Source organism: Nocardia sp. SYP-A9097 (assembly GCF_009649815.1).
Classification (GTDB): domain Bacteria; phylum Actinomycetota; class Actinomycetes; order Mycobacteriales; family Mycobacteriaceae; genus Nocardia.
This window is the reverse complement of sequence record NZ_WJIC01000031.1, coordinates 1-23,915: the sequence shown is the minus strand read 5'-3', so window position 1 is coordinate 23,915 and position 23,915 is coordinate 1. Positions and strand designations below refer to the sequence as shown.

The following is a 23,915-nucleotide window of genomic DNA, read 5'->3' as shown; positions in this document are numbered from 1 at the left end:
GGAGATGAGTTCGGGTGGGGGAGCGGACGACTCGGCTGACGGTGCCGAGGGCTCGGACGATCGGCCGGACGAGACTGTCGCGGAGCGGGATTCGGCCGCGAAGGCCGCGGCACGCCGGGCTCGACTACGGCGTGGCCGGGGTCGCGAGGAATCCCGGCTGTTACTCGCATTGCGGTCCGGTCGTGTCCGGATAGGCATTGCGGTAGGTGTCGTCCTGCTGCTCGCGCTCGGCCTGGCCGCCTGGTTCACACCGGTGCTTTCGGTGCGCACCGTGCGCGTCGACGGCCTGGCCGTGGTGCCGGAAGATCAAGTCCTGGACGCACTCCAGGTCCCGGACGGTCTGTCCATGATGCGCATCGACACCACCGCCATGGCCGAACGCGTAGCCCAGCTGCCCAAGGTCCGCAGTGTGCGGGTGCGGCGCGAGTTCCCGTCCACCGTGCAGGTGACGGTCGTCGAGCGCACCCCGGTGCTCTACTACGACGCGGAGGACGGACCGCACCTGCTCGATTGCGACGGTGTGGAATTCGCGATCGAACCGCCACCGGGTACCGCCCCGAAACTCGTCACCGACCATCCCGGCGGCACCGATCCGGTCACCCGGGCGGCCGTCACGGTGATGGCGGTGGTCCCGCCGAGCCTCGGCGTGGGAGAGGTTGTGGCCAGATCGGTTTCGGATATTGCTCTCGAGTTGCGAGATGGGCGTACCGTGCTGTGGGGTGGGACGGGTGATTCACAGAAGAAGGCGGCTGTGGTCGGACCTCTACTGACCCAGCCCGGCAAGGTGTTCGACGTTTCGAGTCCGAATCTGGTCACGGTAAAGTGAGCGATACCCATTGGGCCACCGAAAGTTTCGGTGGCCCGCGGAGACGTTTCCAGCGCCGATCCCGGCACCGGAGGGCAACCGTCCACGATACGATGCCAGGTGGACCGGACGAGGTGGATCACACAAGATTCTGATTCTCGTTTCGGCGCGCCTGCGCCCGTAACGCGGTGGCTGCGAATACCGTTCCGCACCAGTCGGATACTTGACATAAGGCTAAACCTATGGTTGAGGGTTCACCATCCCGAGACCATTCGGACCTGGCATACGACGAGCATCCGTTAGACGACAAGCTTTTTGGATCTAAGGAAGGCGAGAGCCCATGACGCCCCCGCACAACTACCTTGCTGTGATCAAGGTCGTCGGAATCGGCGGCGGCGGCGTGAATGCCGTCAACCGGATGATCGAACAGGGACTCAAGGGAGTCGAGTTCATCGCGGTCAATACCGACGCGCAGGCGCTGCTGATGAGTGATGCGGACGTCAAGCTCGATGTCGGCCGGGAACTGACCCGTGGCCTCGGCGCGGGCGCGGACCCCGAGGTCGGCCGCAAGGCCGCCGAGGACCACAAGGACGAGATCGAAGAGGTGCTCAAGGGCGCCGACATGGTCTTCGTGACGGCCGGCGAGGGCGGTGGCACCGGCACCGGCGGCGCGCCCGTCGTGGCGAGCATTGCCCGCAAACTCGGCGCACTCACCATTGGTGTTGTGACGCGGCCCTTCTCGTTCGAGGGCAAGCGCCGCAGCAATCAGGCCGAGGCCGGTATCCAGGCGCTGCGTGAATCCTGTGACACCCTCATCGTCATCCCGAACGACCGGCTGCTGCAGCTGGGCGACGCCGCGGTCTCGCTGATGGATGCCTTCCGCTCCGCGGACGAGGTACTCCTCAACGGTGTTCAGGGCATAACAGATCTGATCACCACCCCGGGTCTGATCAACGTCGACTTCGCGGACGTCAAGTCCGTCATGTCCGGCGCGGGCAGCGCCCTCATGGGTATCGGCTCCGCCCGCGGCGAAGGCCGTTCGGTGAAAGCCGCCGAGGCAGCGATCAATTCGCCCCTCCTCGAGGCATCCATGGATGGTGCGCACGGCGTCCTGCTCTCGATCGCAGGCGGTTCGGATCTCGGCCTTTTCGAGATCAACGAGGCAGCCTCGCTGGTGCAGGAAGCGGCCCATATCGAAGCCAACATCATCTTCGGTACCGTCATCGACGATTCCCTGGGCGACGAAGTCCGAGTGACGGTGATCGCGGCGGGTTTTGACGGTAGCGGCCCAGCACGACGCATCGAGCCCGCGGTAGGCCGCACCGCCACAAGCTCTTTCGGAACCGCCCGCGCCACCGCAGGCGAGGTTTCCCGCACCCCCGAATACTCCGCCCGCACCTCGGAACCGGCTCCCGTCCGCCAGGAACCCGCCCCGGCTCCGGTTGCTCAGACACCCCAGTCGAGCGGTCGCGGCCCGGCCCCCTCCTACGAATCCCCCCGCCCCGCAGTCGATCCGACCGTGGCGCACAACAACCGCACCCACATTCAGCCCCCGGATGCCGACGACGATGACGTCGACGTCCCCTCGTTCATGCGCCGCTGACCCGGCGCCGCGGCTCGACCTTCGCGCCCGCTCCGATATCGGAGCGGGCGCGTTCGTGTTCCCGGTAGGGGGTGGGGAGGGACACCCGATCGGGGGCGGGGTTGCCGGGGATTGGCCACTACTCTCGGGGGTATGACTTCTGCGGGACCTAAGTATCGAACAAGACGGGTTGTCACTGCGCGTGCCGGGGGCTTCTCACAAGCGCCCTATGACTCGTTCAATCTCGGGGATCACGTCGGCGACGATCCGGAAGCCGTGCGGCGCAATCGGGTTCGGCTCGCCGAGAGCATCGGCCTGCCGCCGGAGCGACTGGTCTGGATGGAGCAGATCCACAGTCGTAACGTGACGATCGTCGACGGCCCGCAGGCGGAGGCGGTGCCTGCTACCGATGCGCTGGTGACCACGCAACGGGATCTGGCGCTGGTGACATTGAGTGCGGATTGTGTGCCCGTGCTGCTCTCCGATGACGAGGCCGGGGTGATCGCCGCGGTGCATGCCGGGCGGATCGGGGCTCGGATCGGGATCGTGCCGAAGGCGATCGAGGCGATGCTGTCCCTCGGCGCGAAGGTCGAGCGGATCGGCGCGTTCCTGGGACCGGCGGCGAGTGGCCGGCAGTACGAGGTGCCCGCCGCCATGCGCGCCGATGTCGAGAAGCATCTGCCCGGGAGTGCGACCACGACCGTGCGGGGTACCCCCGGGTTGGATCTGCGCGCGGGTATCAGGCGGCAGCTGGAGGCGGCGGGTGTGCATGCCGTCGCGGTGGACCCGCGGTGCACCATCGAGGACAAGGCGTTGTTCAGTCATCGGCGCGGCGCGCCGACCGGCAGGCTCGCCGGTGTGATTTGGATGTCATCGGAGGGAATCGCAGAATGACTGAAAACCTGGGTGCGGCAACCGGTTCCGGAGCAGCGGCGGTCGCGGCGGGGGAGGCGCGAGTCACTTTCGCGCCGGAGCGTGTCGGGCAATTGTCGGCAGCGCTGAATGCTCTGAATGAACGCATCGACGCAGCGTGCGCCGCTGTCGGGCGGGATTCGGGGAGTGTGCGGCTGCTGCCGGTGACCAAGTTCCATCCGGCTTCGGATATCGAGATCCTCTATGGCTTGGGCCTGCGTGAGTTCGGTGAATCGCGTGAGCAGGAGGCTTCGGACAAAGTGGCGCAACTGCGTCATCTGTCGCAAGTGCGCTGGGAGTTCATCGGAAGGCTGCAGCGGAACAAGGCGAAATCCGTTGCACGCTGGGCAGATACGGTCTATTCGGTCGATAGCGACCGCTTGGTCAGTGCGCTTGACACCGGGGTCCTTGCGGCCCTGGACGCGGGGGAGCGGAGTGCTCCACTGCGCGTGCTGCTTCAGGTGAGCCTGGACGCCGACCCGACCCGCGGCGGTGTCTCGGACACTGCCATGCTCCACCTCGCCGAACAGCTCGAAAAATCGGTATCACTGCAGCTCGCGGGCCTGATGGCGATCCTGCCACTGGACACCGACCCAGACGCCGCATTCGAGCGACTCGCCCGTATGCATGCCTCACTTTTGACGGAACATCCCCAGGCCAGCGAGCTGTCCGCGGGCATGTCAAGTGATTTGGAGGCCGCAATACGCCACGGATCCACGTGCGTGCGTGTCGGAACCGCTTTGATGGGCGCTCGACCGATAACCTCGGCGTAGCAAAGAAACCTCATCAGTCACATATGAAACATATGCTTGGTGGCGAACGAGGACTGAGCAGGACAACACCCCAGGCCAACCGGGGCCGAAGGAAGGTCGACCAGATGAGCACGCTGCACAAGTTCAAGGCGTACTTCGGCATGGTTCCGCTCGAGGACTACGAAGATGATTACGTCGAGGATCGCGGGCCCCGCCCCGCCTCGGAAGAGCGTGCCCCGCGCCGACCCCGGTCCTACGCCGAGCGTGATTACGACCGGTACGAGCACGAGCGCTACGACGACGAGCCCAGGTACTCCGAGCCGCCGCCCTACAAGGCGCCGTACAAGCCCGCGTACAGCGCCGCTCGCCGGGACGATTACGCCGACGAATACGCGGACGACCGTGAACGCGACCGTGACCGCGACCGCTATGAAGCGCCGCGTCGCCCCACCCGTATCGACACCGCCCCGTCCAGCCGTACCCGTTCCATGGGTGGCGGTGGCGGCGCTTCGATGGTCCACGGCACCACCCGTGGCGCGCTCGCGGTGGACCCGGAGGCCGAGCGGCGCATGGAAGAGTTGCGGATGGAGGAGCGCCGGCTGGAACAGCAGCCGCCCCGCCGTTCCGCGATCTTCGAGGACGGAGGCCCCTTGTCCAAGATCACCACGCTGCGCCCGCGTACCTACGCCGAGGCCGCCATCATCGGTGAGCGATTCCGGGACGGCACCCCGGTGATCATGGACCTGGTCGAGATGAGCAACAGCGATGCCCGCCGCCTGGTGGACTTCGCCGCGGGTCTGGCGTTCGCGCTGCGTGGTTCGTTCGACAAGGTCGCGACGAAGGTCTTCCTGCTCTCGCCGGCCGACGTGGATGTCTCCGCGGAGGAGCGCCGCAAACTGGCCGAAAACGGCTACTACAACCAGAAGTAAGCTCTGTCTAACTGCCTTCGCTCCGCTCCGGCGGTTCGTGGCCCTGTAACCCGGTTCTTCCCTCCCTCCGCTCCTCCGCTGCGCTCCCCCGCTCCACTCAGTCCAGAACCGGGGCGGGCCACGAACATGCGAGTTGAGCTATCGCGCGGCCATTTTCACTGGCCTTGACTCTTTCGGGCCTGTCGAATCGGCCGAAATGGAGTTGGGGCCACTGCAATCCGAGCCTGCGACCACCAGCAAGAGGTACTTATGCCCGGCTTGTCGAGCCGTCTTGGCGTGCTTGTCGCCGAGTTGCAGTCACCCCAAAGTTCGCGGCCCGGCTCGGTTCTGGAGCGACGTAGCGAGGGAGCGCAGCGACTGAGCGGAGGAGTGAAGAACCGAGCCTTCAGGGGCCGCGAACCGCGACGCCGAAGGCGGCGCAAATTAAACTTTGTGGCAGAGTGAACGTCGTGGCCCTGTTCCAGGTGTTGAACCTACTGCTGTTCCTCTTCTGGCTCCTGCTGATCAGCCGAGTCATCGTCGAGTTCATTCGCAGCTTTGCGCGGGACTGGCGGCCCACCGGGTTCGTCGTGATCATCCTCGAGGCGATCTTCACCATCACGGACCCGCCGGTGAAACTCCTGAGGCGTTTGATACCCCCAGTGAATCTTGGGGGAATTAGGCTCGATCTGTCGATAATGGTCCTGCTTTTCATCGTGTTCATCTTGATGTCGATCACGGGCCAGCTCGGGCAGTCGGTAGCTCAGGTGTGACAGAATGGCTCGAAAGAATGCTTGCCCAGATCTACCGCTAGATCTCCAACGAAGCGTGAAGGGATCGTTCCATGCCGCTGACCCCTGCCGATGTGCACAACGTCGCGTTCAGCAAACCACCGATCGGGAAGCGCGGCTACAACGAGGATGAAGTCGACGCCTTCCTCGACCTGGTCGAGCAGGAGCTCTCACGCCTCATCGAAGAAAACGCGGATCTTCGCCAGCGCGTTGCCGAATTGGACGCGGAACTGGCTGATGCCAAGAAGAATCGCGGACCCGTCCAGGTCGTGAAGCAGGCCCCCGCGCCGGAGCCCGTCAAGGTCGCCCCGATCGCACCGCCGCCGCCCATGCCCGCTCCGGTCCCCATGCCGGTCAAGGCCGAGGCCCCCAGTGCGGACGCGAATCTACAGGCCGCCAAGGTGCTTTCGCTCGCGCAGGAGATGGCCGATCGCCTCACCTCCGACGCCAAGACCGAGGCCGAGCAGCTGCTCGCCAATGCCCGAGCCAACTCCGAGCGACTGGTCGGCGATGCCCGTACCCGCTCCGAGGCGATGATCGCCGATGCCCGTCAGAAGGCCGAGGCCATGCTGTCGGACGCGCAGACCCGCAGCGATTCCCAGCTCCGTCAGGCCAAGGAGAAGGCGGACGCCCTGCAGGCCGATGCCGAGCGTAAGCACACCGAGATCATGGCCACCATCACCCAGCAGCGCAGTGTGCTGGAGAGCCGGATCGAGCAGCTCAAGACGTTCGAGCGCGAGTACCGGGTGCGACTGAAGTCCTACCTGGAATCGCAGCTGGAAGAGCTGGAGAACCGTGGTTCCGCGGTCCCGGTCGACGGCGGCGAGTTCGGCGAGGGCGCCTCGGGCAACGGCGCACTTCTCAAGGGCGGCAAGTAGAGTCGTAGTCACGGCCATTGGTGCCGCGCTTCCCGTCGCGAGCGGGTAGGGCGGCGCCGCCACCGTTTCCATAAGAGGGGTGGTGACCATGCTCGTGATGACGCTGGCTCTGGCAGCGGTGGGCTTCGGCCTGCTGGTGACGGCTCTGACCACCGGTTCGGTGATCTGGGCGTGGGGCTGCATCATCGTGTGCGTGCTCGGTGCGGTGCTGCTGCTGGTCAGCGCGCTGTCACTGCGTGAACCCGAGGATGATTCGCAATCGCGCCCCGGCGGGCGACACGCGAGGCATTAGGCAGGTGCGGAAAAATCCACTGGACCTGCCCGGCTAGAATCGAAGTAGTTTTTCGGCGTTGATCCGGCCATCACCGGGGAGTCTTCGGAAGAACGGCGTGACCTGCCCACCCGGGTGGTGATCGCTTACTAGAACCGAACGGGTGAGCCCGTCACAGCTCGCGAATGAGAGGTCCGGCACTATGCCGGGCAAGCGGGGTGGTACCGCGGTATCGGCGCACCAGCGTCGTTCATCGTCCCCGTGCCCACCGGGTCATTCCAGACCCACTGGCACGCGAGGAGCTGACGCCGAGATGTCCGGCGAGAACCCGAACCCCAACTCCTACCCCCGCGCCGACCTGGGCGCCGTCAGCGGGCAGGTTTCGTTCCCCGAGCTCGAGCGGCGCGTGCTGGACTACTGGGCCGCCGATGACACCTTCCGCGCCAGCATCGAGAACCGTTCCGATGCAGAGGAATTCGTCTTCTACGACGGACCCCCCTTCGCCAATGGGTTGCCGCATTACGGACACTTGTTGACCGGATATGTCAAGGATTTGATCCCGCGTTTTCAGACGATGCGCGGTAAGAAGGTCGAACGACGCTTCGGCTGGGACACTCATGGCCTTCCCGCGGAAATCGAAGCGGAGAAGCAGCTCGGTATCACGGACAAATCACAGATCGATGCCATGGGTCTCGCGGAATTCAATGCCGCGTGCAAATCTTCGGTTCTTCGCTACACGAACGAGTGGCGTAACTATGTGACGCGACAGGCGCGCTGGGTCGACTTCGACAACGACTACAAAACCCTCGACCTCGACTTCATGGAATCGGTCATGTGGGCGTTCAAATCGCTGCATGACAAGGGCCTGATCTATCAGGGATTCCGGGTGCTGCCGTACTCCTGGTACGAGCAGACGCCGCTGTCGAATCAGGAGGCGCGCCTGGATGATTCGTATCGCATGCGGCAGGATCCGGCGGTCACCGTCGACATGCTGCTGTCGGTGCCCGCGGAGCATCCGCTGCATCAGCTCGATGGCGCGAACGCGCTGATCTGGACCACCACGCCGTGGACGCTGCCGTCCAACTTGGCCATCGCGGTGCATCCGGATGTCACCTATGTGCATCTGCGCGGGCAGGACGGCAAGCGTTACCTGCTTGCCGCGGAACGGGTTTCGCACTACGCCCGCGAGTTCGGTGAGGAGCCGGAAGTACTGTCGGAGTACTCGGGCGCTGCCCTGGTGGACCTGCGCTACCAGCCGCCGTTCGACTTCTTCGTCGGTCATCCGAACGCGCATCGCGTGCTCAACGCCGACTATGTGACGACCGACTCCGGCACCGGAATCGTCCATCTCGCACCGGCTTTCGGTGAAGAGGATATGGATGTCGCCTCCGCCAACGGCATCGAGATCGTGCAGCCGCTCGACGCGGGCGGCCGGTTCACCTCCATGGTGCCGCCGTACCAGGGTCAGATGGTGTTCGACGCCAACCCGGTCATCATCAAGGACCTCAAGGCCGCCGGAAAACTGTTGCGGCACGAGACGATCGAGCACTCCTACCCGCACAGCTGGCGCTCGGGTCAGCCGCTGATCTACATGGCGGTGCCGTCCTGGTTCGTGGCGGTCACCAAGTTCCGCGATCGCATGCTCGAGCTCAACAAGGAGATCAGCTGGACTCCCGAGCACCTGCGCGACGGTCAGTTCGGTAAGTGGCTGGAGAACGCGCGCGACTGGAATATCAGCCGAAATCGCTTCTGGGGCGCGCCGATCCCGGTCTGGGTGTCCGATGACCCGCAGTACCCGCGCGTGGACGTGTACGGCTCCCTGGACGCGCTCGAGCGTGACTTCGGCGAGCGCCCCACCGATCTGCACCGGCCGATCATCGATGATCTCGTGCGCCCGAATCCCGATGACCCGACCGGGAAGTCGATGATGCGGCGCGTACCCGAGGTGCTCGATTGCTGGTTCGAGTCCGGCTCCATGCCGTACGCCCAGGTGCACTACCCGTTCGAGAACAAGGAGTGGTTCGAGGGCACCGCCGCCGAGGCTGCCCACAGCCCCGGTGATTTCATCGTCGAGTACAACGGTCAGACCAAGGGCTGGTTCTACAACCTGCACGTGCTCTCGACCGCGCTCTTCGATCGCCCGGCGTTCAAATCGGTTGTGGCGCACGGCATCGTGCTCGGCGACGACGGCCTCAAGATGTCCAAGTCCAAGGGCAACTACCCGGATGTCAACGAGGTCTTCGACCGCGACGGCTCCGATGCCATGCGCTGGTTCCTGATGGCCTCACCGATCCTGCGCGGCGGCAATCTCATCGTCACCGAGCGCGGTATCCGCGAGGGCGTCGGGCACACCATGCGCCCGCTGTGGAACGCGTGGACCTTCCTGCAGCTGTACGCCTCGACACCCGGTGTGTGGCGCACGGATTCGACCAATGTGCTCGACCGCTACATCCTCGCCAAGCTGGCCGTGACGCGTGATGTCATGACCACCGCGATGGAGAGCTACGACGTCGCCGGTGCCTGCGACGAGCTGCGCTCGTTCGCGGACGCGCTGACGAATTGGTATGTGCGCCGGTCGCGTTCGCGCTTCTGGGAAGAGGATCGCGATGCCATCGACACGCTGCACACCGTCCTCGAGGTGACCACGCGACTGGCGGCCCCGCTGCTGCCGCTGCTCACCGAGGTGATCTGGCGTGGGCTCACCGGTGAGCGTTCGGTGCATCTGGCCGATTGGCCGAGTGCGTCGGAGCTGCCGGGCGATCCGGAGCTGGTCTCGGCCATGGATGAGGTGCGCACCGTCTGCTCCACCGTGCTCGGACAGCGCAAGGCGCAGAATCTGCGTGTGCGCCTGCCACTTTCGGAGCTCACCGTGGCCGCCGAGGACGCCGAACGCCTGCGCCCCTTCGCCGAACTCATCGCCGATGAGGTCAATGTCAAGAAGGTCGACCTCACCACCGATGTGGCCGCGCACGGCCGCTTCGAACTCGTGGTGAACGCCCGCGCCGCCGGTCCGCGCATCGGCAAGCAGGTGCAGGCGGTCATCAAGGCGGTCAAGGCCGGGGAGTGGACCGAGGCCGCCGACGGCACGGTCACCGCCGCCGGAATCGCGCTGCTGCCCGAGGAGTACACCCAGCGCCTGGTCGCCGCCGAACCCGAATCCACCGCCGCCCTGCCCGGCAATGCCGGTCTGGTGGTACTGAATTCGGTCGTCACCGAGGAGCTCGAGGCCGAGGGCTGGGCCCGCGACCTCATTCGCGACCTCCAGGAGACCCGCAAATCGCTGGGCCTGGATGTCTCGGACCGCATCACCGTGGTCCTCGAGGTCCCCGCGGACCGCAAGCACTGGGCCGAGACCCACCGCGATCTGATCGCCGGTGAAATCCTCGCGACCACCCTGACCTTCGGGGGGGCCGGCGCGGATGCCGCCGAGATCGTCGGCGGCGTGAAGGCCGGGGTCGCCAAGGCCTGATCGATCAACCGAAGCGAAGGGGCGCGGCCACACAGGCCGCGTCCCTTCGCTGTCCGCGCACCCGGCGGATGTGCCGCTCGGGAGGCGTTCGCCGTTCGTGAGTGACGTGGGTCTCGAGACTCGCCAGGAGGAGACCTCTTGTGAACCGTGTGACGAATGGGATAGAACAGCAACAGTAGAGCTAACGTACAGCTTTACGGTGATTTCGATTTGTCTTGCTGTTTCCAGTCGAAAAACGCTGAATCTCACGGCATGCGGCAAACTTGCTCGATTGCGGAATAGTTGCCAATTCGTGTGTCGTGCGGCTCGGCGTGGTTGAGCTGAAGGGCGAGTGCATGACACGAAGACTGCTGCGCCGATTCACGTCATTGCTGACGACATCGGCGGCATTGATTCTCGCGGGGGCGCTCTGGGCGGGCGCGGTGCACGCGGATACCGGTTCGGCCTCGGGGTCGTCGTCGGGCAGCGGGAGCGGTTCGGCCTCCGGAAGTGCCAGCGGCTCCGCACAATTGCCACTGACCAGCCCGCGCGCCATGATCGCGCTCGGGCTGGCGCAGACTCAGACCGGTAAGCCGTATCTGTGGGGTGGTGTCGGCCCCGACGCCTGGGATTGCTCGGGCCTGGTGCAGTGGGCGTTCCGCAGTGTCGGAATCGATATGCCACGCACCACCTGGCAGCAGGCCGAAGTGGGCCTCGAGGTCCCTTATAGGGCGCTGCAGCCAGGTGACGTGGTGATTCTCAATGGCGATGCCTCACATGTGGGCATCTACGCCGGTGGTGGCAATGTGCTCAATGCCTACGACTGGGGTGTGCCGGTCGGCCTGACTCCGCTGTCGCAGTTCGAGATCTACGATATCCGCCGGTTCTACTGACGGTTCCGCCGAAAAGGCTTATTCCACAACCAGTTCCACCGGGATATTGCCCCGGGTGGCATTGGAGTACGGGCACACCTGGTGGGTGGCCTCGATGAGCGCCTGGCCCTGTTCGTTGTGCAGGTGCTCGGGCAGTTCGACGCGCAGTACGACGGACAGCCCGAAACGGCCGCCCTCCAGGGCGTTCAAGCCGACCTCGGCCGTGACGGAGGCATCGGAGGCGTCCAGGTTCATGCGCTTGGCGACCAAGCCGAGCGCACTGGCGAAGCATGCCGAGTAACCGGCGGCGAAAAGCTGTTCGGGATTGGTGCCCGCACCGTCGCCGCCCATTTCCTTCGGGCGGGCCAGAGTGAGATCGAGGATGCCGTCATCGGTGTACGAGCGGCCGTCGCGACCGACCGAGGTGGCGACTGCGGTGTAGAGGGGTGCCATTACTGCCTCCTAGACAGACTTGTCTGTTCATGTGCTCTCTCAGAGTAGACAGACCTGTCTGCTATCGTCAAGGGTATGAGCGCAGCCCGTGAACGCCTACTGGAGACCGCCACCCGGCTCTTCTATACCGAGGGCATTCACACCGTGGGCATCGACCGCATCATCGCCGAGGCCGGAATCGCCAAGGCCACCTTCTATCGTCACTTCCGGACCAAGGAAGACCTCGTCGTCGCCTATCTCGAGCGCGAATACGACCGGCAGCGCGCGGTTTTGGAGGCCGTACCCGGCGAGGGCGCGGACGGCATCGTCACCATTTTCGACAAGCTCGGCGAGCTCAGCTGCGGCCCGGGTTTCCGCGGCTGCCCATTCCTCAATGCCGCCGTGGAGTTCCCGAATCCGGAGCACGCCGTGCGCAAGGTGGTGCACGACTACCGCGACTGGTTCCGCGAACTCATGGCCGAACGGCTGCGCGCCGCCGGTCACGACGATGTGGACCAGGCGGCGCGCGCACTATTGCTGACTCGGGACGGCGTGACCGTCAGCGGGGGAGTGGGCGATGGCGAGACCGTGCGGGCCGGTGTGCGAACGGCCTTGGCGCAGCTCGGAATTCGCCGCTGACGCGGTGTGAACCGTTCAGACGCCGACCGCTTCGGCCGTCTCCTCCTCGGCGGCCAGGGCCGCCGCCTCGGGGTCGCGAGGCGCGGTGCTCGCATGCCGCTTCTCGGTCCGGGCGGCGGCGACCATGAGCAGTACGCCGACCGCGAGCCAGCCGAACAGCACCGTCAGATGTGATCCGAACCCGGCATTGTCGAAGTAGAGCAGGCTGCGGGTGCCCTCGACGAAGCCCGCGCCGTTCCAGAAGGCATGCAGCGCACCCCAGAACCCGTTCTGCAGCTCGGGGCTGTAGACGCCGCCGGAGCTGGTGAAGTTGAGCATGACGAACAACACCATGGTGATCAGCGTCGTCAACTGCTTGAAGTAGGTGTGCAGGCCGATGCCGATGGCGAGTACGCCCGCCGAGTAGATCCAGGCCAGCGCGCCGACGGCGAGGAGATCGCTGTCGATCACATGGAAGACCGGTCCGGCGATGACCATGCCGATAATGCTCACCAGCAGGGATGTGATCAGGCACAGGGCCGCGCGGACCCGCATGCGCAGTCCCGCGCCCGCCGCGCCGATGGCCGCGACGCCACCGTACGAGCCGATGCTCACCGCCACCAGCAGGAAGAAGATGCCCTGCGAGGTGGGGTCGCCCGAGCTCGGGCTGGTGACATCGGTGACAGTGAGCGGAACGCCCTGCTTGTCCGAGACGCGCCGGAAGATGCTCTCGACCGCGATGGCGCTGGTATCGGATCCGGCAACGGCGACAAGGGCTTCGGGGTGCTGTGCGTCGGGCACGAACGCGCCGACCAGATCCCGATCACGCAGTTGCGTGACGGCCTCGTCGCGATTGGCGACGGTGACGACGTCGAGTGCGTCGCCGCCGGTGTCCTTCAGGGTCTGCGCCAGCACCTTGGCCTGCGGGCTGTCGCCGACCACCGCGACGGCGATGTGGTTCGGTTCCGGCTGGTGGAATGCGCCGAGGTAGGACAGCCCCATGCCGAGGCACATGAGCAGCGGGATCAGCAGGTGGGCGGCGACATGCCGGATTTCTTTCGAGACCATCGGGGGTTCACTCCAAATAGTTGGTAAATGCAACCATGCGTTCGTTGTAGTCTACAACCATGGAATCGGAGCCGGAATTTCCAGGGCGTGCCGAGTCGATCGGGATCATTCAGCGCGAGTTCACCGCCTTCGCGCGCCGGGCCCGCGGCCGCGCCGCCGAACTGCATCCGGAGATATCGCTGGTGGCCTGGAGCATTCTCGATCTGGTCATCGAGCGGGATGGTTGCCTGGCCTCGGAACTGGCCGGGCACTTCCACCTCGACAAATCCACGATGAGCCGGCAGGTGGCGGCCCTGGAGCAGGACGGCTATGTGTATCGCACCGTCGATCCGGCCAATCGGCGCAATCATGTATTGCACGCCACGCCGGAGGGGAAGCGCGTGGCTCGGACCGCCTCGCGGCGGCGGGTCGACGCCTTCGCCGACCGCCTCGTCGATTGGGATGATGCGGACATCGCCCAGCTGGCCCGCTATCTGGTCCGCTACAACGCCGCCGACGAATAGTTGATACGTAAACGAAACTGATTGGAGTTCAATCGATTTCGGTTAGCCAGAGCACCCGCTGTCGCTAGACTGGGCCCGTTCTCGCCGGACCGGGCGGGACCTTCCGTCGGAGGGTGGGCATATGTCCCATGGGTCGAACGGTTTCACGGGTAAGAGCGGTCGCAGGGTACTGACGACCTGCCTCGGAGTGCTGCTGCTGGTGGCGGCCACCGGCTGCGGCGGCGGGGGTGACGGGCCCCGGCGCGCCACCGGGACGAGTACCCCGAACGCCCCCGGGACGGTCTCCAAACCCGGTTCGCTGGAGGGTTTCTCGACTCCCGAGAGCGTGCTGTTCGCGGGGGATCGGTGGTTCGTCTCCGATATCGGCGCGAAGATCGATCCCACCGGGAAGGACGGCGACGGGTTTCTCACCGAGCTGAACTCGGTCGGCACGGTGACCGCACGGCGGGCCATGCCGCGACCCGGGGATCCGCCGCTGAACGCGCCGAAAGGGATGGCGCACACCGACAATCGGGTCTTCGTCGCCGATATCGATCGCGTGGTCGGATACGACGTGGATACTCACGGGCAGGTCTTCGAGGCCACGCTCGGCGGCGACGTACCCGTACTGCTCAATGACCTAGCGCTGCTGGATCCGCACACGCTGTTGGTCACCGACACCGTGCGCGGCACGGTGTACCGACTCGACTTGGAGACCAAGAAGTTCGAGCAATTGGCCGCCGGAATACCCGGAGCCAATGGCATTGCCGTCGACTCCTCCGGCCAGGTCGCCTATGTGGTCGGTGTGGGCGCGGATTTCAGCGGCGGTGACCTCTGGAGGCTCGACCTGGCGCAGAATCCGGTGGCACCGCAGCGGGTGGGCGGTATCCACGGTGTGCTGGACGGGCTCGCTGTACTCGCCAACGGCAATCTCGTCATCTCGGATTGGATTGGGAGCCAGGGTGATCAGCCGGGAACGGTGACCATCTACCGCGACGACGGGGTCGAGGTGGCCGCGGTGAAGCTCCCCGAAAACCTGCACGGCCCAGCCGATTTCACCGTCGATCCGGCCGGGCGCAATCTATGGCTGCCCGCCATGCCGGACAATCGGGTGATCATAGTTCCACTGCCGTAAGGCTTTACAGCTCCAGCCCCTTGGCCAGCACCGGCCAGGACGCGCGCAACGCATCCTCCCAGTAACCCCAGGAGTGCGTGCCCGCCTCACTGATCTCGAAGGTGGCGGGAATCTCCAACTGCTCCAGCTTGGTCTGCAGATTCCGGGCGCACCAGTCGCTGGCCGCCTCCAGAATGCCGCCCACCAGCAGCTGCTGCATAATGCCGCCGTCGGCGGGGCCGAGGCTGCGTACATCGGTCAGATTGTCGTGCTTCCCGGGCAGGCCGCTGCCATTGGAGATATACAGTTCGAGGCCGCGCAGGTCCTCGGCGTGCACGTACGGATCGTTCTCCGCCCACTCCGGATCGGTATCGGGCCCATACATATTCGCCGGATTGCCGCCGCCGATGGAGACCACCAGCTCGGCGAATTTACGCCCGATCGGATCGCTGATCTGCGCGCAACCGCTGTAGGCCGCGACCGCCCGATAGAGCCCGGGTTTGGCGATGGGCAGCTGCAGTACCGAGGTGCCCGACATGGACATGCCCACGATGGCGCGTAAACCATTGCCGTTCAAGGCCCCGTCGATGAGCGGGGGCAGCTCCTCGGTGAGGAAGGTCTTCCACTTGTTCACGCCCAGCTTGGGATCGTCTGCGCGCCAATCGGTGTAATAGCTGAACGCGCCGCCGATCGGCATGACCACATTCACGTTCTTATCGGCGAAGAACTGAGTGGCATCGGTATTGCGCTTCCAGTTCGCCGTATCCTGGCCGCCCCCGGCACCATTGAGCAGGTAGAGCACCGGGCGCGGAGCCGAGGCGTCGGCGGGGCGCTGCACCTCCACGGTGTACTCGGCGTCCATGGCGGCCGAGCGCACGTGCAGGGTGAGATTGCGGGCGTCCCGGACCTCGAAGTGCGTGATCCGGGAGCCGTCCTCGGAAACCGGTGTGCTGGAAAGGGTTGCCGTGCTGGTGATCGGGTCGGGCGGCGCCGCGGTGGCCGTCAGCGCGGTGAATGACGCGGTGAGCAGACAGGCGGCGGCGGTGAGAGCCGCTGCTCGTAGAGCTGTTTCGTGCGAAAGGGTAGCACCGCGTAGCAAAACCGAACTCCCAAACTAGTCGGCAGGATCCAGTCTGGATGATCGACGAATGTTGCCCCGGTGTTACGGGATTCGGCAAATTCGATACCGGCGGGTTCGGAACGCGTTCGGTGAGTGGGATCAGTTGTTGACGATGCCGCGCAGCAGTGGACCGTACTCGGGATGCGCCAGGGCGGAGGCGAATTGGGCCACCAGGTAGTCGGCCGGATTGCCGGTGTCGTACCAGTTACCGCGAATCACCTGGCCGTACACCGGATTCTCGGCCGCGAAGACATTGATGGCATCGGTGAGGTAGACCTCGCCGGTGCCGTGCGTGTACCAGTTGTCCACCTGGCGGCGCAGCTCCGCGATAATGCCCGGTGTCACCACATAGCCGCCGATGGCCGCGTAGCTGGACGGCGCGTCCGTGGGCTTGGGCTTCTCCTTCAGACCGCTGATGCGCATGAGACCCTCGCCGATGGTTTCCTCCACCACCGGCACGCCGTAGCGCTGAGATTCGCACGGGTCCATGGGCATGAGGGCGAGTACCGGCGCGTCGGTCTTCTCGTAGGCGTCGATGAGCTGCTGGGCGCGGGGTACACCGGCGACGAAGACGTCATCGGGCCAGAGCACCAGCATGGGTTCGTCGCCCAGGTTGCGGGCGGCATTCAGGACGGGCGTGCCATTGCCGTAGGGGCCGTGCTGGTCCAGATAGGTGATGTGACCGCGACGGCTGAGCTCGCCGACCTCCTCGACGGCATCGGCGTAGGCGGCCTTGCCGTCCGCGCGCAGCTGCGCCACCAGCGCCGGATTGGGCCGGAAGTGGTCCTGGATCAATGACTTTCCACCGCTCACCACAATGGTGATATCGGTGATGCCGGAGGCGACCAGCTCGCGGACCGTGTGCTCGATGACCGGCTTGTCGCCGACCGGGAGCATCTCCTTCGGGATCGCCTTGGTGAGCGGCAACAGGCGGGAGCCGATGCCCGCCGCGGGAATCACGGCCTTGCGAATCGTCATGGACCGATCATCACACATCGGGGTGCCCGAACCTGTCGGTAGTGGCGCGTAGATTCCCGAAGGTGAACACCTCTGCCCGCCACGCCGATGGGAGCGTTATGCCTGGTCGCAGCGCCCGCGCCGGTGCGAGCGCGTCCGGCGCGCCGGGTGTGGGCGGCGTGGCGGACGCACAGTTAACCCCGAGCGGCCACACAGCGAACAATCAGCGCGGCCGGCGCTGGGTGCTGCATATGGATATGGACGCCTTCTTCGCCTCGGTCGAGCAGTTGACCAGGCCGACACTGCGCGGGCGGCCGGTACTCGTCGGCGGTATGGGCGGGCGCGGCGTGGTGGCGGGCGCGTCGTACGAGGCGCGGGTGTTCGGGGCGCGGTCGGCCATGCCCATGCATCAGGCGCGGCGGCTGGTAGGCGGGAATGTGGTGGTGGTGCCGCCGCGCGGGGCGGTATACGGCGAGCTCAGCGGGCAGGTGTTCGAGGCCATGCGGTCCCTGATTCCGGTGCTGGAGACGCTCTCCTTCGACGAGGCGTTCGGTGAGCCCGCCGAATTGGCCGGGGCCACAGCCGATGAGGTGCTGCGATTCTGTGAGGAGCTGCGGGCGCTGGTGCGCGAACGCACCGGGCTGGTGGCCTCGGTCGGGGCGGGGAGCGGTAAGCAGTTGGCCAAGATCGCCTCCGATATGGCCAAACCCGATGGGGTGCGGGTTATATCGCCCGGTGAGCAGCAGCGATTCCTGGCGGCGCTACCGGTGCGGCGGCTGTGGGGGATCGGGCCGGTCGCCGAAAGCCGTTTGCGCACACTGGGAATCGAGACGGTGGGGGCGCTGGCGGCGCTACCGGAGTCCGAGGCGTCCTCGATTCTGGGTGGGGCGATGGGGATTTCGCTGCATCGGCTGGCCCGGGGTATCGATGATCGGCCGGTGGCCGAGCGGGCCGAGGCCAAGCAGATCAGTGCCGAAACCACCTATGAGACCGATATCGTCACCCTGCCGCAGCTGCGCCCGGCCATCGATGCCATGGCCGCGCACGCGCATCGGCGGCTCATTGCCGATGGGCGGGCGGCGCGCACCGTGGTGCTCAAACTCAAACGCGCGGATATGAGTATCGTGACGCGGTCCTCGACGCTGCCCTATGCCACCGAGGATCTGGCCACGCTCACCGCGGCGGCGCAGCGGTCGGCCATCGATCCGGTGGAGTTGGGGCCGATTCGCCTGGTCGGTGTGGGTTTCGCTGGGCTGTCGGAGATTCGGCAGGAATCGCTTTTCCCGGAATTGGACCGCTCCGCCTCCCCGCGCTTGGCCGTCGATACGGGTGAATCGGTTTCGGAGGAGCCGACTTCGGGTGTGGCCGCGGGGCCGGTGCCGGAGGTGCCGCCCGCTACGCGCTCGTTCGCCACCGAAACCTGGTATCCGGGACTGGATGTCGCGCATCCCGAGTTCGGGCACGGTTGGGTGCAGGGGGCTGGACACGGGGTGGTGACCGTGCGTTTCGAGACCCGCTCCACCGGACCTGGTGCGGCGCGCACGTTCTCGGCCGATGATCCGGCGCTGACGCGGGCCGATCCGCTCGGCAGTCTGGGGTGAACGGCACACCGGTCGGCGGCCCCTGGACTAAGGGACGAATACGTCAATTATGAGGATTCGGACTGAAAGTGCCGTCGCAGCGTGTTCGGAGTCTGCTTCTCCCGGACCTCGTTGGTAGCCTCTGTGTCGTCGTGCAGCGTCGCCGGTCGGGTTGTCGCGCTGACACGTTTGTCGAACGGACCTACTCGAACGCAAAGGACGAGCAGTTGAAGCTTCAGAATACTGGACGTATCGCGGTTGCCACGCTGGCTGTCGTGACCGTACTCGGGCTGTCGGCGTGTGGCAGCGGTGACAAGAAGGAGAGCACCAAGCCCGCGAAGACCTCTACGTCGCAGACGACGGCAGCTCAGAACTACCCGCCGGCCCCGACCGCGGCGGACCTGAACGCCGAACTGCAGAAGGCGCTCGACCCGAGCGTGCCGGACTCGGAGAAGCTCGATCAGCTGCAGGGCGTTGCCGCCGACCCGAACCTGCCCTCGCGAATGATCGAGGCGTACAAGCAGAACCAGGCCACCATCACCGTCACCGGTGTCACCGATCTGGGCAATGGCACGCTGACCGCCGACGCGCAGGTCGCCGTGGCCGGTGGCGCGCCGCAGAGCGCCGTGGTGCCGTTCGTGGCCGAGGACGGCAAGTGGAAGGTCCAGAAGGAATGGATCTGCAACATGCTGTCTCTCGCGAACCAGGTCTCCCCGGCCTGCTCGTAGTTCTTCCCGAAGTTCTTCCCGAACGAGCCCGTCATCCCAGGTGGATGGCGGGCTCGTTCGCTGTGTAAACAACTCGTCAAAGCGGAATGGGTTGTGCCGCAGGAGATGTCAGGGACGCGTCAATTCCGCTTCCTATCGCTGTTCACCGCTGTTCGGCTCATGAGACCGTCCTACTCCGGTCGAATGTGTTGGAGGAGTGGCGGTGGCGTCGAAGGTCGGTGCGAGCACGAGCGAATTGCGCGGTGCCGCAGGGAAGATGGATCAGCTGAATGTCCGGCTCACCGGCATTCTGAACCGGCTGGAGTCCTCGCTGTCCGCGAAGGGTGATGCGTGGGGCAATGACAGCTACGGCGCGACCTTCGCCGAAGGAGATCAGGGCTACAAGGCTGCCCACGAGAACTTGAAGACCGGATTCACCCATCTGGCAACAACATTCAAGTCGTATTCGGACGGGCAGCACGATGCCGCCACGCTGCTGGACGGTATCGAGCAGCGTAATCGCCGCGGTTTCGGTCGGGCGTAACGGCTTTGGGATTCGACCTACCCGATGTCCTGGGCTGGGTCGCCGGGTCGGACTGGCCCGAAGGCGACGAAGACCAGATGTGGGCCATCGGCACCGACTGGCGCACGGCCGCAAGAGAAGTCCGTGATCTGCTCGACGAGCTGGCGGATGCCAAGAACGCCACACTCGCCGCCTACCCGTGGGGCGAGGGCATCGAGAAGATGAGCAAGTCCCTCGACGAACTCGACCACGGCCCACAGTCCCTGGAAGAATTCGCGAAAATCCTCGAATCGGTCGCCGATGGCGCGGACGCCCTCGGCACCGAAATCGAGTACACCAAAATCCTGGTGATCAGCTCTCTGGCCATGCTGGCCGTCGAACTCGTTGCCGCCTGGTGCTTTCCACCCACCGCCCCCGCCGTCGAGGCTGCCGCGGTGGCGGCCACACGCGTGGCGATCCGTCAGCTGGCCGGCCGCTCGATCAGCGCGATCGCCCGCGAAGTCATGAAGATGGCCTTCAAGGCCCTGGTGAAATTCACCGCGAAACACGTTGTGATCAGCACCGGCCTGGGCGCGGGCCAAGACCTCGCCATCCAACTCGGCCAAATGGCCGCGGGCCACCGCAAAGACGTCGACTGGAAGCGCGTAGGCAACACCGCCCTCACCGCCGCGGCCGCAGGCGCGATAGGCGGCCCCGCCGGAGACCTCCTCGGCAAGGGCGCGAAACACCTCCCCCTCCCAGACTCCCGCATTCCCAACATGTTCCGCGGCGCGGCGGTAGGCGCCGGTGCAGGCATGATCGGCGCGGTCGGCGCCTGGGGCGTAGGCGGCGCAATCAACGGCTTCACCTGGGACCCCCGCCTCCTAACCAACGGCGCCATCTTCGGCGCCCTAACCGGCGGCACAAAGGGCTTCCGCCACCCCACCTCCGGAGCCCACGCCCCCGGCGGCCTCCGCTACACCGCCCCCGACGGCACCAATTTCGGCGGCCCCGACGGCACCACCCCCCGCCCGGAATCGCCCTCCACCCACTCCCAATCCGCCTACCCCGCAGCACCTCCCGCCGCTGGGGACCCCTCGGCCGCCCCACGCGCGAACACCCCTCAAACCGGCGAATCCGGCCCGAACACCACCGAAACCAACACGAGCACAAGGGAAACCAACCCACCACGATCCGAAAACGGCGGCGACGGCTCCACCCCCCATCCCAACGGAGAAGAAACCGCTGCCCCACCCAAGGAGCACGAACCTCAACCCGAGCCGGTCAACGAGCACGAGACCCAATCCGAGCCGGTCAACGAGCACGAGACCCAACCCGAGCCTGCGAAGGAGCATGAGGCGCAGCCGGAGCCTGTGCAGGAGAAGGAGGTTCAGCCGCCGGCCGAGTCTGCGAAGGAGCATGAGGCGCAGCCCGAGCCTGTGCAGGAGAAGGAGGTTCAGCCGCCGGCCGAGTCTGCGAAGGAGCATGAGGCGCAGCCGGAGCCTGTGCAGGAGAAGCAGGTTCAGCCGCCGGCCGAGTCTGCGAAGGAGCACGAGGCCCAGCCGGAGCCCGCGCCGGGGAATGCGGCTCAGCCCGCCTCGGAGCAGCCGAACCAGCCCGCTGCCGCGCCGCCGGGTGGTGAGGTGTCGGCCGAGCCGAAAGCGGTGCCCGCCGAACAGCATTCGGAGGATTCGGCCTCGCCGGCGCAACCAGCGCCGATCCCCGCCGCGGCCCCGAACCCGCACCAGCCCGCCGGTACCGCGCCGCCCCACGCCACCCCGCCCGTGTCGGGTGAATCCCGCTCCCAGCCGACCGCACCCAAACCTGCGGAATCGGCAACCCCGCCGCGCTCGGCCACCCCCGAAAAGGGCACCGCCCCTCAAGAGCCTCGCGCCGGCGTCCCAGAACGTCAGCCCACCCTCGAGGGCGACCCCACCCCCGAATCCCCGGTCCAGGCCACCAACACCGACGCCGAAGCCCCCAAACCCTCCACCCCCGACGAAAGCGCCCCGACCACCAACCAACCCGAACCCCAGCCGGAGGTCTCCCAACCGAAACCTGAACCCGAACAGTCCAATTCGGAACCCGAGCAGCCGAAGCCCGAGGCCGATCAACCGAAACCGGAAGCGGAACAGTCGAAGCCGGAAGCGGAGCAGCCCAAGCCGGAGGCAGAGCAGCTCGAGTCTGAAGCCGAGCAGCCCAGTCCCGAAGTGGCGCAGCCGAAGGAGTCGGAGGCCGCGCTCGATTCGATGCGGGAGCAACTGCGCAAGCTCGGTATCGACCCCGACGGGATGAGTCCCGAGCGGATGCGCCGCGAGGGCATGAACGGTTATATGCGCGAGCTGCAAAGGCTGGAAGGCGAATTCAAGGCACTCGACGACGCGGGCCTCGGACCGCGCGAGCACTTCGAGATCAAGGATCGCCTCGACCAGGAGATGCGTGACCTACGGGATGTCCGCCAACAGCTGGGCGCCGATCTGGACCGCTACCGCCAAGCGATCGACCAAGAGAAGCCCGCCGACCCCACCCCACCGAAACCGGAGCCGGAACAGCCGAAACCCCAAGCCGAACAGCCCAAGTCGGAGACCGAACAGCCGAAACCGGCAGCGGAACAGTCGAAGCCCGAGGCTGAGCAGCCTGAGCCGGAAGCCGAGGGGCGGCGGCAGGAGTCTAATGCTGCGCTCGATTCGATGCGTGATCAGGTGCGGAAGCTTGGCGTTGATCCCGATGGGATGAGTGCGGAGCAGATGCGGCGAGCGGGCATGGATGCGTTCATGAAGAAGCTGGAGGCTTTGGAGGGCGAATTCACCGCGCTGAACGATGAGAATCTGGGTCCGGCGGAGCATTTCGTCAAACATGACGTGCTCGACCAGCGCATGAATGACCTCATCGATACGCGCAGGAAGCTGGGCGACGACTTCGATCGGTACCAGCAGAACAACACCGGCCCAATACCGCCGGCCGAACCCGCACGCCCCCAACCCAAACCGGAGGCCGAACAAACCGAACCGGAACCGGAACAGCCGAAGCCGGAGGCTGGGCAGCCCAAGCCAGAGAACGAGCCAGCGCCGGACTCCGAGCAGTCGCCGGAGAGCGAGGAGACGCCGGAGAGCGAGGAGACGCCGGAACCTGAGCAGTCGTCGGAACCCGAGCAGTCGTCGGAAAGCGAGGAGAGGTCGGAAGGGGAGCAATCACCGGGAGTCGGGAAAGAGCACGTTTACGATACGACGTCGAAGATTCCGTATACCCCAAGGTATTTCGGAATACCGCCGATCGCGGTGTATGAGGCACCGGAAGCGCCTGACCACAGCGTTTGGGAACCGAGGCCCGGCGACGAACCGAAACCGAAACCGAAACCCGAGCCGGAGCCGGAACCGGAACCCGAGCCGGAGCCGGAGCCGGAACCGGAACCCGAGCCGGAACCGGAACCCGAGCCGGAACCCGAGCCGGAACCCGAGCCGGAGCCGGAGCCGGAGCCCGAACCTGAGCCCGAACCTGAGCCGGAGCCCGAACCTGAGCCCGAACCTGAGCCCGAACCTGAGCCGGAGCCCGAACCTGAGCCCGAACCTGAGCCGGAGCCGGAGCCTGAGCCTGAGCCTGAGCCCGAACCTGAGCCCGAACCTGAGCCGGAGCCGGAGCCAGAACCTGAGCCAGAACCTGAGCCGGAGCCTGAACCCGAGCCCGAACCTGAGCCGGAGCCTGAACCTGAGCCGGAGCCTGAACCGGAGCCCGAGCCCGAGCCTGAACCGGAGCCCGAGCCCGAGCCGGAACCTGAGCCGACGCCTGAGCCGGGTCAGGGCGATTCGCCGGGGTGTGAGCCTGTGCCCGTACCTGATTCGGGTGCGGTGACGCCTGAGGCGGATTTGGCGTTGCCTCGGTTGGGGGATGAGGGTGGGGCGCGGACGCACTCGGCGGGGGCGGGCGTTGGTATTGGGGATGGTGGGGGTCAGTTGGGTGGGGGTATTGCGCCTGCGGCGGGTGCGCTCGCGGCGGGTGCGTTTGCGCCAGAGGTGGGGGTGCCTCCGGTGGGGTTGCCTGGGGTGGGGGCGGGGTTTCCGCGCGCATCGGCGACCGCGCCGTCATCACGCACATCGCCGACGTATTTGAGTACCGTGC

Annotated in this window: 20 protein-coding genes and 1 pseudogene; 17 read left to right on the top strand and 4 right to left on the bottom strand. The window is 66.0% G+C overall.

The genetic code is table 11. The features are described 5' to 3' along the window. The first annotated feature begins 4 nt into the window (after positions 1-4). The 10 genes from GFY24_RS34930 to GFY24_RS34885 all read left to right on the top strand — a co-directional run bounded on the left by GFY24_RS34930 (position 5) and on the right by GFY24_RS34885 (position 11,240). Positions 5-826 carry a cell division protein FtsQ/DivIB gene (locus GFY24_RS34930; RefSeq protein WP_153809390.1) on the top strand — a complete coding sequence of 274 codons (822 nt, stop codon included), beginning with the start codon at positions 5-7 and terminating at the stop codon, positions 824-826. A 319-nt stretch (positions 827-1,145) separates the two neighbouring features. Further along, positions 1,146-2,408 (top strand): cell division protein FtsZ, encoded by a 1,263-nt coding sequence (ftsZ, locus tag GFY24_RS34925; protein ID WP_153809389.1) that lies wholly within the window; start codon positions 1,146-1,148, stop codon positions 2,406-2,408. Between the two features lie 132 nt (positions 2,409-2,540). Beyond that, positions 2,541-3,281: a peptidoglycan editing factor PgeF gene (gene pgeF / locus GFY24_RS34920; protein ID WP_153809388.1), complete on the top strand. Its 741-nt coding sequence runs from the start codon at positions 2,541-2,543 to the stop codon at positions 3,279-3,281. Beyond that, entirely contained in the window at positions 3,278-4,072 is a 795-nt protein-coding gene (locus tag GFY24_RS34915) for a YggS family pyridoxal phosphate-dependent enzyme (RefSeq protein WP_153809387.1), read from the top strand. The genes pgeF and GFY24_RS34915 overlap by 4 nt, the downstream gene beginning before the upstream one ends. Before the next feature lie 104 nt (positions 4,073-4,176). Next, entirely contained in the window at positions 4,177-4,980 is an 804-nt protein-coding gene (locus GFY24_RS34910) for a cell division protein SepF (RefSeq protein ID WP_153809386.1), read from the top strand. 449 nt (positions 4,981-5,429) lie between these two features. Further along, positions 5,430-5,732, top strand: coding sequence for a YggT family protein (locus GFY24_RS34905; RefSeq protein WP_309231693.1), 303 nt, complete (start codon positions 5,430-5,432; stop codon positions 5,730-5,732). A gap of 71 nt (positions 5,733-5,803) precedes the next feature. Further along, on the top strand, positions 5,804-6,628 hold the full coding sequence (locus GFY24_RS34900; RefSeq protein ID WP_153809385.1) for a DivIVA domain-containing protein: 825 nt from the start codon (positions 5,804-5,806) through the stop codon (positions 6,626-6,628). Positions 6,629-6,716: 88 nt separating this feature from the next. Then, a complete protein-coding gene (locus tag GFY24_RS34895) occupies positions 6,717-6,920 on the top strand; it encodes a hypothetical protein (RefSeq protein WP_153809429.1) in 204 nt (67 codons plus the stop codon). A 292-nt stretch (positions 6,921-7,212) separates the two neighbouring features. Continuing rightward, positions 7,213-10,368, top strand: a complete 3,156-nt coding sequence (ileS, locus tag GFY24_RS34890; protein WP_153809384.1) for an isoleucine--tRNA ligase — start codon at positions 7,213-7,215, stop codon at positions 10,366-10,368. A 335-nt stretch (positions 10,369-10,703) separates the two neighbouring features. Beyond that, the gene (locus GFY24_RS34885; protein ID WP_153809383.1) at positions 10,704-11,240 is read left to right on the top strand and encodes a C40 family peptidase; all 537 of its coding nucleotides are present in this window, start codon (positions 10,704-10,706) and stop codon (positions 11,238-11,240) included. An 18-nt stretch (positions 11,241-11,258) separates the two neighbouring features. Here the strand turns inward: GFY24_RS34885 and GFY24_RS34880 are convergent, their stop codons facing one another. Continuing rightward, positions 11,259-11,672: an organic hydroperoxide resistance protein gene (locus tag GFY24_RS34880; RefSeq protein WP_153809382.1), complete on the bottom strand. Its 414-nt coding sequence runs from the start codon at positions 11,670-11,672 to the stop codon at positions 11,259-11,261. Positions 11,673-11,747: 75 nt separating this feature from the next. Here GFY24_RS34880 and GFY24_RS34875 point away from each other — a divergent pair, with 75 nt between their 5' ends. Next, positions 11,748-12,290, top strand: a complete 543-nt coding sequence (locus tag GFY24_RS34875) for a TetR/AcrR family transcriptional regulator (protein WP_153809381.1) — start codon at positions 11,748-11,750, stop codon at positions 12,288-12,290. A gap of 15 nt (positions 12,291-12,305) precedes the next feature. Here the strand turns inward: GFY24_RS34875 and GFY24_RS34870 are convergent, their stop codons facing one another. Continuing rightward, positions 12,306-13,337, bottom strand: coding sequence for a hypothetical protein (locus tag GFY24_RS34870; RefSeq protein ID WP_153809380.1), 1,032 nt, complete (start codon positions 13,335-13,337; stop codon positions 12,306-12,308). A gap of 59 nt (positions 13,338-13,396) precedes the next feature. On the opposite strand from GFY24_RS34870, the gene GFY24_RS34865 reads away from it, so the two are divergent. Beyond that, on the top strand, positions 13,397-13,840 hold the full coding sequence (locus tag GFY24_RS34865; protein ID WP_153809379.1) for a MarR family winged helix-turn-helix transcriptional regulator: 444 nt from the start codon (positions 13,397-13,399) through the stop codon (positions 13,838-13,840). 121 nt (positions 13,841-13,961) lie between these two features. Then, positions 13,962-14,954 (top strand): SMP-30/gluconolactonase/LRE family protein, encoded by a 993-nt coding sequence (locus GFY24_RS34860; protein ID WP_153809378.1) that lies wholly within the window; start codon positions 13,962-13,964, stop codon positions 14,952-14,954. A gap of 4 nt (positions 14,955-14,958) precedes the next feature. On the opposite strand, the gene GFY24_RS34855 is transcribed toward GFY24_RS34860, so the two are convergent. Together GFY24_RS34855 and GFY24_RS34850 are read right to left on the bottom strand one after the other, a co-directional pair. Next, positions 14,959-16,032, bottom strand: coding sequence for an alpha/beta hydrolase family protein (locus tag GFY24_RS34855; RefSeq protein WP_228566954.1), 1,074 nt, complete (start codon positions 16,030-16,032; stop codon positions 14,959-14,961). Positions 16,033-16,152: 120 nt separating this feature from the next. Continuing rightward, positions 16,153-17,031 carry a UTP--glucose-1-phosphate uridylyltransferase gene (locus GFY24_RS34850; protein WP_153809377.1) on the bottom strand — a complete coding sequence of 293 codons (879 nt, stop codon included), beginning with the start codon at positions 17,029-17,031 and terminating at the stop codon, positions 16,153-16,155. 230 nt (positions 17,032-17,261) lie between these two features. On the opposite strand from GFY24_RS34850, the gene GFY24_RS34845 reads away from it, so the two are divergent. The 4 genes and pseudogenes from GFY24_RS34845 to GFY24_RS42560 form a co-directional block, all read left to right on the top strand. Beyond that, a complete protein-coding gene (locus GFY24_RS34845) occupies positions 17,262-18,611 on the top strand; it encodes a DNA polymerase IV (RefSeq protein ID WP_375336146.1) in 1,350 nt (449 codons plus the stop codon). 206 nt (positions 18,612-18,817) lie between these two features. After that, entirely contained in the window at positions 18,818-19,318 is a 501-nt protein-coding gene (locus GFY24_RS34840; RefSeq protein ID WP_153809375.1) for a hypothetical protein, read from the top strand. Between the two features lie 202 nt (positions 19,319-19,520). After that, positions 19,521-19,841, top strand: coding sequence for a WXG100 family type VII secretion target (locus GFY24_RS34835; protein ID WP_153809374.1), 321 nt, complete (start codon positions 19,521-19,523; stop codon positions 19,839-19,841). A gap of 5 nt (positions 19,842-19,846) precedes the next feature. Further along, a pseudogene (locus tag GFY24_RS42560) lies at positions 19,847-23,915 on the top strand (hypothetical protein); the annotation flags it as partial.